Here is a 13,790-nt window from a genome sequence, read left to right as displayed (position 1 = left end):
GGTTGTTTTGATTCGTTGACTGTTTGATTACGAAAACTTGACCTCCGGATCTGCAAGAAAGCTTCCTTCCTGTGGCTTCAGCGGATCATTCCTGATTTAATTACTGTACAATCAATCAAAAGCACATTGATGCGCGCTTTACGGAGTAGCACTGCTAAGTGTGTTGCGGCAATTCAATATCTGAAGTAGAAATGGAATGGATAACAATACGGCGCTTTATTCACTTTGCAGTGTGCCCTTGCACGGGGTGAGTTTATTTACGGATTCAATGCCGGCAATAAAGAACAAATACGCACTGCGGCTCAGTAGTGGCAAAGTCGAATCACCATCACAAGAAAGTGCGGTATGGAAACTGACCGACAAAGGTGAAAGGTATACATCAACAATCAAGCTCCACCGGGAAAATGACCGGCAGGTGCTGATGATTGATTGCGAAGGCAAAGGTGCATTCGAATTCACTGAAGAAGGCATAAAAGTGGACTGGCATGCCAATGGCACAGGACCTGCTCACTACCTGCAAACTATCGGTTTATCTGTTTTTCTTGAACAAAAAGGTCACCTTTGCCTGCATGCTAATACGCTGGTAAAAGAAGGACGGGCGCATCTGTTTCTTGCTCCCAGCAGGACCGGGAAGTCGACATTAACCACAGCATTAACTCACGAAGGATTTACTCTCACGACTGATGACATGGCAGCCCTGTTTTCTGACGGCAATGCTTTTTCAGTATATCCCAGCTGGCCTAAAGTTCGTCTGTGGCCAGATAGCACAGAGTATTTTGCAGACAGTGCCTCATTAGATAAAACAACGGTTAAGAAAGTACACGATCGCTTCGCAAAAAATGAAATCACTTTCGCCGGGCAGATGTCAGAAGATAAACCCGCTCAAATAAGTGCATTGTATTTTCTAAACAGAGCTGAGAATTATACCGGACCTGTTGAAATAACACGCATAGCCAATAGTAAAGCGCTCATATTACTCATGCAAAACAGCATGCTGGGTGACGCTTATAAAGCGCTGGGAATCGACAAACAACGGGTTGGCTCACTTGCTACGTTGATAAATACGCTTCCGGTTTATGAAATAAAATATCCTGATGGACTTGAACGACTGACTGAAGTTTGCAGGCAAATTAATGAATGGATTTCAGCGAAGAACGGGTAGAGACGCAGCGCTTGAATGATGGGTACGGATACATGCTGCAGAGCAAAACAAAAAGGCCAGTCGTATGACTGGCCTTTTTTTATTCGATCAACTTAACCCTGGAATGGGTTACGCTTAGTCTGACCGCCTTGTTCGTCAGGAATGCTACCTGCGAAACCTTCAGTCAGTTCAGCCAGGGTACCTACTTTTTGCAGTTCCGGCTTTACATACTCTTGTTTGCTTTCGGAAGCATTTTCAAAAGTTTTCATGTTTTCTATCCTTATGCCTTTTTACGGCGGTTGAAGCCCATAAATCCTAGAGCAGCGGCAAAGATACCCAGAGTTGCAGGTGCTGGTACAGCTACTTTGTCTGTATCAACAACAAACTGGAAGCTGCCTGCAGCGTCCATCAGGTTACCGCTAACGCCACTCAGTGTTAAACCACCAAAAAGCTCGTCTTCAATATTCATTGAATATGAAGCATCTAACACATAACCGTCTGTAACCAGTTCACGACCAGCAAGAGATCCATTAGCACTCGCATCGCCTGAAACAGTATCAAAAACAACATCAGCAGCATATGCATCAACATAAACAGATGCAATGCTCAGGCCAGTACCGTCATAGGTGAAAGTCCATGCACCGTAAACATATGCGGCACCAGGAGGCTGATCAGCGATAGTATCGCCAGTTTGTGTTAAAGACCACGAAGTACCGGTAACGCCGCCGCTGTAACCTTCCATATAAGGTACAGTCGCGTCGCTTGAGGTTACACCCCAAGTTAACGTCTCAGTGCTCAGGTCAGAGTAAGTAACAGTCACTTCCATGCCTGCCATGTCAGCGCCGGTGACAGTGCTGATGTAGCTAGCTGAAGCTTGACCGCTTAAAAGCAGGGCTGCTGCTGCCCCAAGTAAAGCCGACTTTTTCATTCCATATTCCTTGTAAGTATAAAACTACGTGGTATAAATTATTGTTGTACACAATAGAAAAGCAAGCATCACGCCACATTTAAAAATATTAATATTTTCAATTATTTAAAAAATAGTAATGTGAATTTGATGTTAATGGATGATATTTACAAACAGATCTGTAAAAAATTCAGACAGATCCTTTCAGATCATATCTGCTGCACCGATTTTTCTCCCGAACTGACGCAGAAAACAGATTATAAATTATGAAGTTAAATTGGCAATGTTAATTTTTCTCCAGATTTTATTAATGTTAGCATTCAGGCATACTCAGCAGAACCTGTTACTTTGTCTGATCGCTCAGTAATGGTGCATTTACGCAACAAGACGGAACTTTGTGAAACCATTTCTCTTCATATACAGCCATAAGTCCCCGGGTCCGCTTCAGTCCGGCGGGCTTGAAAGCCAGCTTTTTACCCATTGCTTTGTTCGCAACGGCAGACTTAGTGGTTTTTCAAACAGTGGTGACACTAAATTACCCGTTCAGGCAGACGAGCGGACTGCAGAAAAGTTAGCATCTATAAACTGTCCATTTTTTATACAACTCGAAAATGATGCTGTTATCATCGGTACGGACGCGCTTTCTCTGACTACTCTGTACTTCGTGTCTACACCTGATTTCACCGTCATCAGTAACAGTGCTGCTCATGCGCTGAATGTATCCGGACTAAAGCCGGTACTTTCAGACACTGCGATAGCCGGATGGCTTGCCGGTCAGCCAGTCCCTCAGCTAAGTATTTATTCAGGGCTGCAGATATTGCCGGCAGGCCACTACCTGCGATGCAGTAAGGATAAGGTAACAAGTCATCAATATTGGGATATTGAACCGGAAAACCGGATCAGACTCACCAGTGATGATGAGTATGCGACTGCATTTCGCGAGCTCTTTATTTCTGTGGTGGAAGAATACACTGGAACAACAGAAGTAGCGGGTTGCCAGATGAGCGGCGGGATGGACTCTACCTCGGTTACCTCTCTTGTACACCAGTATCAGAAGCAGCATAAACGCCGCTGTATTGCGGTTTCGCATTACTATAAGCACGATCCTAAATCAGATGAGACAGAATTAATCCGTGACATGCGCGAATATCTTCAGTTAGAAGAGTTTCATTTTCAGGATGTGGACAAATCACGATATCGTAATTTTCTGAGTCTTTACCCGCCACATTTTGATCATCCGGGTATTGTTCTGTCTCCCCGTTACCGGGATGAACTCTCAGATTTAAAGCAAATGGGTATCAGTAAACTGTTTACCGGAAACGGGGGCGACGAAATTTGCTGGGGGCATGCCAGTGCATACACCCAGCGTTTGCGTGAAGGGGAATGGGGTGTTCTAACTGAAGTGTACAAAGCCTGCGTAGAAACTGGCATGTCTTTTAAATCTGTTGCCCGTGAACTCTTCATTAAACCTTTCGTACCCACTGCCTTGTTGAATATGGCCAAACGTCTGAAAGGAAAAACACCCGGAGTGCTGCCACTACCAGCCTGGTTAACAGATAAATCTCGCCTGCTGGCCAACGAAGCTTTCGGGTTCCATAATCCTTTTGATCCTGTCAAAGAACCAGCCAGCCATGCCAGATACTTTGCGCTCAAAACGACTACCACGTTCAATTCTGTCAGATCTTACGATGCCATTGCTGCCGAATTTGATATAGAGGTGAAGCATCCTTTCTTCGATTACCGGCTTGCTGAGTTTTCTTTCGCAGTGCCACCCTCACAACTGATACGCGGGCCTTATCCAAAATTCGTCTTACGTAATGCGATGAGCCGCCATTTGCCGGATTCAGTATGTTGGCGTCAAACGAAAACCACCTTTGATCATCATTTCGGCAATCTTGTCAGAGAAAATGCTGGTGAGCTCCGGGCATGTTTGTCACACCCGTATCTGAGCGATCGTGGACTGATTGATAATAAGAAAGTGCTTAAAGCTTTTGATGATGCGGTATATAACCGGCATGGCGGTGTACATGTGGACCTGTTGTTTGTCATCCTGACCCAGCGCTGGATTCAGGCATTTCATGTTTAAGTCAAAGCGCTGAGAAAAGCCTGCTCACTTCCTTTTTTCGTTCTCAATTCTGTATAAGTGCTGACAACATCATGACTATCATTAATGATTATGCCGTCATGTGTCAGCCAGCAGTGGGCCTCCGTTTTCCCCGCCGTTACCCGCACCCCGAAATGTAACCCGGGATAAATTTGAAGGTCATTGAGTAATGACATGGTCACCAGACACCTTCTCAGGCAATTCATTTTCCGGATATGATGCCTGCCCGCCTTCTCAATGACAGAGATAAACGATTCAGGAAGCGGCGTTTTCGTACTTTGAAATTGATCCGGGGTAAAAATATGTCCTTTCCATTTTTGATACGGCTGTTTTGAAATACGCCAGTCCCATATCAGAAACATCAGCCATGCCTTAATGAAAAGCTTTTTATGGCTCAACGGTAATCGAAAGAAAGCACCTGCCATCATGCTTACACTTTCTCAATGAGACCCTGTTCAAGGAGCGAAGTCACAAGCTCAGCGTAGTCCTTCCTGACTTCATCTTCAGATACATCAAAACGGGATACCATTGCTGATACCACATCATCCTCATCTTTGCCCTCTTCAAGTAATGAAATCATCTCGGTGCCGACACCGTTAACTGTAAAATACTCACCGTTCTCCGGCTCAAGGATCACCATTTCATCGACGACTTTTTGAGCGAGGACGTCTTCTTTCAATTTATAAGCTGTCATGTTATTCCTTTACTACCAATTCAGTTAATGTCCGGTTTTGCAATTCAAACAACCGGTCTGCCACATCGGCAATTGTAGGGTCATGGGAAATCATCAATACCGTATAGTGCTTAAAGAGATGTTCAAATTCGTCTTTAAAACGGTGTCTTCCTCCCTCATCCAGCATCGATGTAGGTTCGTCGAACAATAAGATTTTTGGCCGTTTCAGTAATGCTCTGGCCAGAGCGATACGTTGCCTTTGCCCGCCAGATAGCCTGATACCGCCTTCGCCGACTAAAGTGCTCATTCCTGCCGGCATCTTCGCCACAATATGAGTAAGTCCGGACAATTTGCATACTTTATCGATATCATCCGGTTCTGGTTTCTCAACACCGTAAGTAATGTTATCAAGAATACTGCCATTGCATAATACGACATCCTGAGAAACATGGCCTATACAAGCCCGCACTGACGTGGTGGTGACTTTAAAAATATCCTGACCGTCAATGCTGATATGTCCCCTGGACGGCTCAAAGAAGCGCATGAGTAAGTGCAACAAGGTAGATTTACCTGCCCCGTTCTCACCCGTTATCAACGCCGTTTCACCGGCTTTTAATGTAAAAGAAATATCTGACAATATAGCTGCATTGTCCTGATAGGAAAAACAGACATTGTCGAAACGCACCTCGCCTCTTTCTGCAGCCAGTTCAGCAAGCCCTGTTTCTGTAGGCTCTCTTTCCTGAGCGTGCATTGCGAGTAAACGTGATAAAGCACCACTCATCTGCATCGTCTGTCCGTATAACCCGGCGAGCGCACTTACGGGCCGTGTAAAAATCATGCCGTAAAGAAGCAAACTGACAATGTCTGATACATCAATCTTGCCCGCTTTAAACTGCAACAAACATACCCCGATAATTGTGATAATACACACTGAGGCGAGAAACTGAATCAGCGGCGGCAGCATAGCCTGATAACGAAATTGTCTGGTTCTTAACGACAGTACTTCACCTGTATGAGATTTATACCGGCTGGACTCTGCTTCTTCGCGGTTAAACGACTTTATCAGGGAAATTGTGCTGATATTCTCACTGGCAATCGCCAGAGTATCGGCCTGCTTCTGGACGATTTGTTTAGACAGAGGATGAATCTGCCTGCCAACCAGTTTGGTCACGACATAAACCAGAGGCACAAGGGTGATGATAAGCACGGCGACCAGTGGTTCAATCAGATACATCATGACCACACTCCCCACCAGCACCAGTACATTGGGAAGTAAGGTTGTCAGAACACTGGTAACGAAATAACTCACTGTTCCTAAATCGTAGGTAAGCAGCGATAACACATCGCCCTTATTCGTATTCTGAAAATACTTCATCGGCATGATTTGCACGTGGTCATATAACCTGCAGCTAAGGTTGGCCATTAACCTGGCCCCCAATACATTCAACTGGTAAGTAGAAAAGAATTTCAGGAGTGACTGAACAGCGAAAAGCACACACCATGCTGCAAGGTAAAGTGTGAGTTCGTTTAAAGAAGTGAAATTGCTGTTTACTGCGGCGGCTGATTGCTTACCAACAACATAAGGAATAGCAAGATTAAGAGCAGTTTCTGCCATCAGGATGGCGAAGATAAACAGAAAACTAAGCCTGTAGTGCCGAAATATGTTCCTGCCAAAGTACAGGCTTTTAGTCCACATGTTTATCCGATACTGTTACTGCAACTGACTTCGGGAGAAGACCCGTTAATAAACGTTTTTGCCCACGAAGCCTTTAAAGAAAGTAAAGATAACAATTTTAAAGTCGAGCCACAAAGACCAGTTTCGAATATATTCCAGGTCGTACTGCACACGCATTTGCATTTTTTCAACGGTGTCTGTTTCACCACGCCAGCCATTTACCTGCGCCCAACCCGTGATACCTGGCTTGATTCTGTGACGCAGCATGTAATATTTAACGGTTTTACGATACATCTCATTGTGCGCGACAGCATGAGGACGGGGACCGACAACAGACATTGAGCCCTGCAAAACGTTAATGAACTGGGGTAATTCATCCAACGATGTGCGGCGTAAAAATGCACCGACTTTAGTAATCCGGGCATCGCCTTTGGTTGCCTGAGTGACCTTATCACCATCTTCAGTAACGGTCATAGAGCGGAATTTCCATACTTTAATTTTCTTCCCGTCTACCCCGTACCGGTTCTGTTTGAAAATGACCGGACCTTTAGATGTCAGCTTCACAGCCGCTGCGATAAATAACATAGGGACGGCAATAACAGCCAGAATGCACGTTGCGAGGAAAATATCTTCAGCACGTTTAATCGCAGTTGTCGCTCCGCGCATGGGCGTATCGAACACACTGATTGTTTGAAAATTACCAATATTACAAAGACGGGAATGAACCATGTTGTACATGAAGAAATTCGGAACGAAGTGAACTTCAGCGTTTGTATCACCCAACTGATGCAGAATTTGTTCAATGCGTTTGTTGGCTGTCATCGGCAATGTTATGAATATTTGATCAAACTCACCATTTCTGACTGCTGCAATGGCGTCGTTAATTGAGCCCTCGACTTTCATACCATCGGGAATCGCCAGACGGTCTGTATCACGATCATCGAAGATACCGTCGATTCTGAAACCTGTATGAGGGTTACGTTTCAGCTCATTGGCCAGCGCAACAGCATTCTCATTCATACCAATAATGCCAACAGAGCGGCTGTTAAAGCCCTTCTTGCGCACATGATACAAAAATGCCCGCATAAACATACGCCAGGAGCACAGGAAAACAGGGGCAACGATAACCCATGATGACAACGCAACGCGGGAATAGTCGTCAGACGTTTTAGAAAGGAAGAGATAGGAAAGCACCACGACAGTACTGACAAACCAGCTTACAACGGTGTAAAAAATCAGTTCTTTAGAGGTACCTGAGCGCCAGGAACGATACAGCCAGAACAGTTCTGCAGACAGCAGGTAGGTAGTACTTCCGATCAGGCCAAGCAAATGATAGTGCACGTCAATGGGCACACCATACAGATTACATGCAGCCAGTAAAGTGAGCTGAATGATCAGAAAATCAACAAAGCGGTATACTACGGCAAATTGATTAATATTGTTTCTAACGAAGCCGTTTCCCATGATGAACCATCCTTGCGTGTAACGTTAATTTTTGGGTAACTATAAATCGGTTACTCACGGTATTTGTGTGAAGTCTCGTGAATGCGCCTGCTCCATTAGTCTAAGCAAAGCAAAACAAATACCAACTTTTTCAATTAAAGGCTATTTCTCTCTTCCATGAAAAACCCATGAAGTAACTACGTGAATTATTTTATTTATAATAAAGTGAACCTGACAGCATATTGTTACATATTGATGTAAGCATCAGAAACTGACCATTTTCGGCGTGTTTTACTGCCCAAATTTTGTATCTTTAATTCGCTTTGTAAAGAATGCTGACAACAAGGTGAAAGACGCACCAAAAATTAACAAAATAAGAACATTTCATGTTGTCTTGTGAAACATTTATAAACATAAAACAGATAGTCTCAAATTAAATACTTGCAGTTAAGTAGCTGGCACAAAACAAATGTTGGGTGTTTAAAGGCTATTAATGCGAATATTCAATTTTTCTAAAAACAATTTTCCTAGGGGCTTTAATGTTTTCAGTGTAAATTTTTACGACACTTTGAGGATACAGATCCTACGTAAAGACTTAAAGTGTGTAATTTAATTACATTTGCTTTTTACCTATACCTTTCATCTAAAGCGCAACTTTTTAAATCTTTTCCCGAACTACTAAAGCTGGAATACTCGTTGCAACGGAATACGAGTTGCGAGAATGTAGATATACGAGGTAAACCGGTCGCTGTCCCGCCGGATGCCACACCAGTCTTACTTTATGGCGTACCCTATTTTGAATCAGGTCACTCTGGATAACAAAGAAAATCAAGGACTCGAGCCGCTTACCCTATCGCTTACAAGGCTAGTTGTGGCATCGGGCTCATTACTTTTTGCCGGCTGGTGTTTGTTTTTAGCGTCAGATTACGTTGAACTGCACCGGCTGACTGAAACGATTTCCGGTGAAAAAGCGTTGTCCCGGTCAGCGCTCCCGGGTCCCGGAGATTCACTCATTCCGTTTGAAAATTACAGCGAAGCATTAACCGGGTTATCAATGCGGCAACCGGGAGAAGCAGAGATCCCGTATCTGCAGGCTTCACTTGCCCTGCACAAATTGCAGATTGCACGGGTTGGCGGTGAAAACAACGTGCCGGAGTTTTTTAATGCGTTTATCACCAGAATTCACGCACTACAGCCGGCACATTATCAGGCATTTGCCCTTACCATGGCGAATGCATCTTTAAACGATCAACCTGTCACCGCATACCATAATTTACTCAGAACATGGCTACCGCTGGCGCCAAATGAAGAAGAAGTGCAAATCAATGCGGGTCGCTATCTGATTGCGCACTGGGAGGAATTACCTGCAGATATTAAGGAGCTCGCCCTTCCTGTTATCCAAAGCGGATTGAGACAACAGCCGGTGAAACGTATTCTGGTTCAGGCCATGAAAACCCATAATTTGATACGCCCTTTTTTAAAAATTTCACCTGACAGAGCAACAACGGCGAAATTGAAAGCGATTACCGGCAATCCGGATGCAAATCAATGATAAACAGGTTTGTAAATCGCGCTGCTTTTGTAATGCTGGGTAGTCTGTTTGTAGTTTTCCCCTGGTTTCACGGGCTTGATTTAAAATGGGAACAGATCCTTGCTGCGGCTTGTATCAGTGTTTTTTTTGCACTTTCCGTTCTCTCATCCTCTTTCCATTTCAGAGGCAGCATCCGCTACGTTTTAATAATGTTCGCAGCATGGCTGTTATACGCAGCCTTGTATCTGATCCCGCTTCCCGCTACCGTCACTGACTTTTTGTCCCCGCACATGAGCCATTGGTACATGTTAAATGGCCCGGAAAGTGAAGTACGGATGACGGTTTACTATCAGGCCAGTCTGATTGAATGGATAAAATTTCTCGGAATAGCACTACTTTTGCTTTCGGTATGGCTTCTTTGCCATTCTGAAGAGAGATTGCACAAACTAATTATTATTCTGGTGACCGGATGCACCATCACAGCACTGTATTCTTTGCTCAATTTCTTCAGTGGAGGTCAATTTGAACTCGTGGGTAACATTCCGCCATGGGATTTGAAGTGGCAAGACGGCATAAGAGGGACCTTCAGCTATAAAAACCAATATGCACTTTACATTGCTTTGGGTATTGCACTTTCTGCAGGTATGTTGGCCGACAATATCAGGGACCGCCGCAATCGAATGGTTACTGTAACGCTGATTCTGACTCTGATAGTGCTTACTCTTACCCTTATCAATACCAGCAGTCGTGGCGTTATTGTCGCCTTAGCCGGCGGGTCAGGACTCGCCGGCGCATTGTTCCTGCTGCGTCATAAATCACTCGTCAAACAATGGTTGTCTGTAAAGCGCATTGCCGCCGGTGTGGTAATGTTACTGGCAGCTGCCGTTCTTTTTATGCAGTCATCTGTGTATGACCGTTTTGCTCACCAGAAAATGGCCGACAATGGCAGAATGCACCTCAGAAATACTGCTATCAGTGTTATCAGTGATCATCCGGTGACAGGCACAGGTCCCGGTACTTACCCTTATATTCAGCATGTCTACAAACCGATGGCACTGGGCATTTCTAAAATGTCTAAGCGGGCTCACAATGACTACCTCGAAACCATGGCGACAACAGGTATTGTGGGTTTCCTGATACTGGCATTACCTTTGGGGTATATGCTCTGGCGGATTTTCAGGCCTGTAGATTGTGCTTTCAATGGCCTGCTGACAGGTTGCAGGGCAGCGATAGCGACTTATTTAATTCAGGCCGCTTATGATACTAATGCAGGAATATACTTCCTGCCTTTGCTGTTTATAACGGTACTGACAGCAGCATTCGTATTGTGCGAAAAGTTTGCCGTACCGGGCTCCGGAATAAAAGCAGATTAATGCTCTAATGACAGGAATTCGTAGTCAGGACCGGTGACAGTAAACACGAAGGCCCCCCAATATCTCGGATCGCGGAATCGACGCTTTGACGCCAGCAGCACCCTGGCATTTCGCATGGCATCTGCGATGTCGCCTCCGTTACCGGCCAAAGAAACATAGAAATGTTGCATAAATTCAGCTGTTGCCCGGTCCGGCACTTTCCAGAGCGTTGAAATGGTTGCTCCGGCCCCCTGATAGAGAAATCCGTGGCTTAAACTTCTCATCCCGATCCCCTGATAGGATTTGCCCATTTCCGTTTCACAGGCGCTGATAACGACTAAACGGTTGTGAAAAACATGAGAGAACAGATTTTCATAGGAGATATAGCCCTGATGTTCATTTTCATCGCCTGTTGCAGTAACCAGCCCCACGGTTTCCGGCGACTCCGGCGAATACCAGGCATGACTGCCTACATGCAATAAGGAAGCATCTCTTGCAGCCGCAGAAGTGATGCTTTCGTTTGTTGCATCATCACCGGTAAACACTTGTAAGGGGGCTGAAGGAAAGGAAGTTGCCAGTACATCCGCAGCTCTCGCTGTCCATGGTAACGGAGGAAACCCTGCGCGCCACTGCATTGCCTCACTGTCAGACATATATTCAGGTGACGGATTAGAGGGATTGGTAAAAGCAACAATATTACCGGCGGCGCTGTTTACATCTCCGGCGCTCTGATAGTCCATCAGAGACAGGATCCTGACGATCCCCATTTCAAACCCCAGATAGCGGGTTCCGGTTTTATCATTCAAAGCGGCAAAAGAACTATTTCTCCACGGCCCTTCAGGCAGTAAATACAGGGTTTTAAAGCCATGATACTCCGTCAGCCTGCCGCTTATCCACGTAGTCAGCGCATCCGGGCTGAATGCGCATTGTTGTTCTATGTAAGGGCCTGAAATAAGATAGGCGCAACTCTTATTCTCCAGTGCAAAAATTTTCAGGATAGCCCGCTTATTTCCGAGGCTCTGACGGATTTTATCTAACGAGAATGTCTGCACAGGCTCACTATCACTAAGCTCCCGTTGCTGGCCGGCCAGTTGAACACGCTCCCAGAGTTTATCTTTGAGAAATTGCTTATCATCATTCTCTGCTGAAGATTGAGGGTCAGGCATAGCGGCGTTTGCCAACATCCACTCGCTTTGCAATGTCTCATCCACTTTTTCATAACTCTGGCTGGCCAGCGCCATTCTGTGGCGGTTGAAAACGATCGCGGAGAACCTTTCAGAGATAAACAAAGCTTCCTCTATAATGCGCTCATCGTCTGAAGGCAGAATGGCCGATAGGTAATTGTTGATCAGTCTGCGGGACTGACTTAACCAGCTCATCCCGGTTTCATTACTGCTGAATTTTGTTGAAGCATCCGTAATACTGGCGAATGCATCGTAAAAAATGCCGGCGATTTCAGGAAGATGTTCGCCACCACCGGCCTTTAACAGAGTCATTCTGGCATTCGCAAGCGCCAGGCTCACTGATAGTGTCATCCGGCGGTGCTGACTGATGTCTTCTATCAGTGTTTTAGCCATCCCGTAACGCTTAACCAGTAACAGCACCTCCAGCCAGTCACTCATCAGCTGTGAACGTTGAGTCACAGAATACTGGCCGGTGAGATGTCCTAATGCTCTTACACAGGCATCTTCGTCAAACTCTGCTGGCGACAGTCTTGCTCTTATTCTTGCAAATAAAACCTCGTATCGTGATTCCTGAAGTCTGGTGCGCTGCAGAGGAGCCAGTTCGTCCAGCCAGCTTTGAGCGGATGCAAGATCATTTTTCGAAATCGCGATGCCGGCAAGAGAGATTAGTGTATCTACGAAATCGGTCGTGAAATTTTCTGCATTACTTACCTGCAATACCTGCTGATAATATCGTTCAGATTTTTCAATATCTCCCACCAGCATATAAGCCCGCCCCAGATTAGCATAGCTGACGATAAGCTTTTCCGGTGCCAGATTATAAGTATGGCGGTAAACCGACTCTCTGAGTGTGGCAAGGTACTCAGGCAGCTTCCCCTGATGCCGGTATACCCAGGCCAGATTGTTGGTGAGATCGTCCAGCATCTCCTGCTGTTGTAAATTTCCCGGAGCAGGTAAACAGGCAATACCCTCTTCCAGAAACTGTTCAGTGCGGGGTAAATCTGCTACCGACTGAAAATAACTCGCCAGACCATTATTTATTTGTGCACAAAGATGGGGATCGGTACCGGCCATTATCCTCGCGCTACCAAGTTGCAACTGTGCGTATCCGGACTCTCTGACTGACGAGTCCTCAGAAAGTACATCATGAAAACCACAAAAACCGTAGAATGCGGCTTCCTGCTGATTGTTTTTTGCGCTGCCCAGCAGCTCCGGGGAAGTACAAACCTGTGCAACTTTATCGTACTGGTCTATAGAAAAGGTGCTTTGAAGGTATATCAGCCTGATTGTGTTTTCATAAGCAGACCCGGCGAAAACATCCCTTGAAATAGCTTCCGCCGCAAGCGAAGCGGCTTCCCTGTAGGCCATATTTTCCAGTTTTATCAGCAGATTTCTTATCAACCACTCATGATAGTAAGGGTCTTTGCTACTGACAGACAGCGCTCCAATCTGATCCGCAAAATCATCAGGCAGTGACAAGCCGTGCTGAACATACACGGTATCAAACTTTGCCACTAAAGCTAATAAAGAGGCCTGCTGAACGTCATTGACGTTTAACGCTGACGCGGAAGGGCCGGTACATTGAAAGAAAACACCATCCTGCTCATAAACCTGATTAAGCGCAGCCCATCCGGCAGGTTCCCCACACAACGTGTGCGGAGCTGAAGAGGAAGCAAAAACTGACGTCGCAAATACAAAGAAGACCGGCGCTGCAAAGCCTGCTCTGCGGAGCATACCTGCAATAAATGAATTCCTTGTAGAAAAACGCATTCGTCAGTTC

The 13,790-nt window shown here is 45.5% G+C and carries 11 protein-coding genes; 4 read left to right on the top strand and 7 right to left on the bottom strand.

Annotated elements, in window-relative coordinates; genetic code table 11:
- The first annotated feature begins 196 nt into the window (after positions 1 to 196).
- Positions 197 to 1,162, top strand: coding sequence for a hypothetical protein (locus ACXAGR_RS21715; RefSeq protein WP_474852458.1), 966 nt, complete (start codon positions 197 to 199; stop codon positions 1,160 to 1,162).
- A gap of 92 nt (positions 1,163 to 1,254) precedes the next feature.
- Here the strand turns inward: ACXAGR_RS21715 and ACXAGR_RS21710 are convergent, their stop codons facing one another.
- Together ACXAGR_RS21710 and ACXAGR_RS21705 are read right to left on the bottom strand one after the other, a co-directional pair.
- On the bottom strand, positions 1,255 to 1,410 hold the full coding sequence (locus tag ACXAGR_RS21710) for a lasso RiPP family leader peptide-containing protein (protein ID WP_119500220.1): 156 nt from the start codon (positions 1,408 to 1,410) through the stop codon (positions 1,255 to 1,257).
- An 11-nt stretch (positions 1,411 to 1,421) separates the two neighbouring features.
- On the bottom strand, positions 1,422 to 2,069 hold the full coding sequence (locus ACXAGR_RS21705; protein ID WP_119500219.1) for a PEP-CTERM sorting domain-containing protein: 648 nt from the start codon (positions 2,067 to 2,069) through the stop codon (positions 1,422 to 1,424).
- Between the two features lie 376 nt (positions 2,070 to 2,445).
- Here ACXAGR_RS21705 and ACXAGR_RS21700 point away from each other — a divergent pair, with 376 nt between their 5' ends.
- On the top strand, positions 2,446 to 4,134 hold the full coding sequence (locus ACXAGR_RS21700; protein WP_474844896.1) for an asparagine synthase-related protein: 1,689 nt from the start codon (positions 2,446 to 2,448) through the stop codon (positions 4,132 to 4,134).
- Here the strand turns inward: ACXAGR_RS21700 and ACXAGR_RS21695 are convergent.
- From ACXAGR_RS21695 to ACXAGR_RS21680, 4 genes are read right to left on the bottom strand one after another with little or no spacing between them, the layout of a single operon-like run.
- Positions 4,131 to 4,580, bottom strand: a complete 450-nt coding sequence (locus tag ACXAGR_RS21695; protein ID WP_474844897.1) for a lasso peptide biosynthesis B2 protein — start codon at positions 4,578 to 4,580, stop codon at positions 4,131 to 4,133. The two genes, ACXAGR_RS21700 and ACXAGR_RS21695, sit on opposite strands and share 4 nt — an antisense overlap.
- Positions 4,581 to 4,582: 2 nt before the next feature.
- Positions 4,583 to 4,846 (bottom strand): PqqD family protein, encoded by a 264-nt coding sequence (locus ACXAGR_RS21690; protein ID WP_303573650.1) that lies wholly within the window; start codon positions 4,844 to 4,846, stop codon positions 4,583 to 4,585.
- Position 4,847: 1 nt separating this feature from the next.
- Positions 4,848 to 6,521 (bottom strand): ABC transporter ATP-binding protein, encoded by a 1,674-nt coding sequence (locus ACXAGR_RS21685; protein WP_474852456.1) that lies wholly within the window; start codon positions 6,519 to 6,521, stop codon positions 4,848 to 4,850.
- A gap of 45 nt (positions 6,522 to 6,566) precedes the next feature.
- Positions 6,567 to 7,964 carry an undecaprenyl-phosphate glucose phosphotransferase gene (locus ACXAGR_RS21680; RefSeq protein WP_474852454.1) on the bottom strand — a complete coding sequence of 466 codons (1,398 nt, stop codon included), beginning with the start codon at positions 7,962 to 7,964 and terminating at the stop codon, positions 6,567 to 6,569.
- Positions 7,965 to 8,724: 760 nt separating this feature from the next.
- On the opposite strand from ACXAGR_RS21680, the gene ACXAGR_RS21675 reads away from it, so the two are divergent.
- Both ACXAGR_RS21675 and ACXAGR_RS21670 read left to right on the top strand, forming a co-directional pair.
- On the top strand, positions 8,725 to 9,495 hold the full coding sequence (locus tag ACXAGR_RS21675; protein WP_474844899.1) for a hypothetical protein: 771 nt from the start codon (positions 8,725 to 8,727) through the stop codon (positions 9,493 to 9,495).
- Complete coding sequence (locus ACXAGR_RS21670) at positions 9,492 to 10,847, top strand: O-antigen ligase family protein (protein WP_474852452.1); 1,356 nt, start codon at positions 9,492 to 9,494, stop codon at positions 10,845 to 10,847. Before ACXAGR_RS21675 ends, ACXAGR_RS21670 begins: the two co-directional genes overlap by 4 nt.
- On the opposite strand, the gene ACXAGR_RS21665 is transcribed toward ACXAGR_RS21670, so the two are convergent.
- Complete coding sequence (locus ACXAGR_RS21665; RefSeq protein ID WP_474852450.1) at positions 10,844 to 13,780, bottom strand: CHAT domain-containing protein; 2,937 nt, start codon at positions 13,778 to 13,780, stop codon at positions 10,844 to 10,846. The two genes, ACXAGR_RS21670 and ACXAGR_RS21665, sit on opposite strands and share 4 nt — an antisense overlap.
- Positions 13,781 to 13,790: the final 10 nt, after the last annotated feature.

This window comes from Alteromonas sp. ABH4_457 (assembly GCF_056160625.1).
Note: the sequence above shows the minus strand (reverse complement) of the source record. Positions and strands in the feature narration are given on the sequence as shown.

What these genes read in the sequence shown, in the direction of transcription:
- ACXAGR_RS21675 (WP_474844899.1), top strand. Translation starts at nt 8,725, where the DNA reads ATGGCGTACCCTATTTTGAATCAGGTCACTCTGGATAACAAAGAAAAT.
- ACXAGR_RS21695 (WP_474844897.1), bottom strand. Translation starts at nt 4,580, where the DNA reads ATGATGGCAGGTGCTTTCTTTCGATTACCGTTGAGCCATAAAAAGCTT.
- ACXAGR_RS21705 (WP_119500219.1), bottom strand. Translation starts at nt 2,069, where the DNA reads ATGAAAAAGTCGGCTTTACTTGGGGCAGCAGCAGCCCTGCTTTTAAGC.
- ACXAGR_RS21680 (WP_474852454.1), bottom strand. Translation starts at nt 7,964, where the DNA reads ATGGGAAACGGCTTCGTTAGAAACAATATTAATCAATTTGCCGTAGTA.
- ACXAGR_RS21690 (WP_303573650.1), bottom strand. Translation starts at nt 4,846, where the DNA reads ATGACAGCTTATAAATTGAAAGAAGACGTCCTCGCTCAAAAAGTCGTC.
- ACXAGR_RS21685 (WP_474852456.1), bottom strand. Translation starts at nt 6,521, where the DNA reads ATGTGGACTAAAAGCCTGTACTTTGGCAGGAACATATTTCGGCACTAC.
- ACXAGR_RS21710 (WP_119500220.1), bottom strand. Translation starts at nt 1,410, where the DNA reads ATGAAAACTTTTGAAAATGCTTCCGAAAGCAAACAAGAGTATGTAAAG.
- ACXAGR_RS21665 (WP_474852450.1), bottom strand. Translation starts at nt 13,780, where the DNA reads ATGCGTTTTTCTACAAGGAATTCATTTATTGCAGGTATGCTCCGCAGA.
- ACXAGR_RS21670 (WP_474852452.1), top strand. Translation starts at nt 9,492, where the DNA reads ATGATAAACAGGTTTGTAAATCGCGCTGCTTTTGTAATGCTGGGTAGT.
- ACXAGR_RS21715 (WP_474852458.1), top strand. Translation starts at nt 197, where the DNA reads ATGGATAACAATACGGCGCTTTATTCACTTTGCAGTGTGCCCTTGCAC.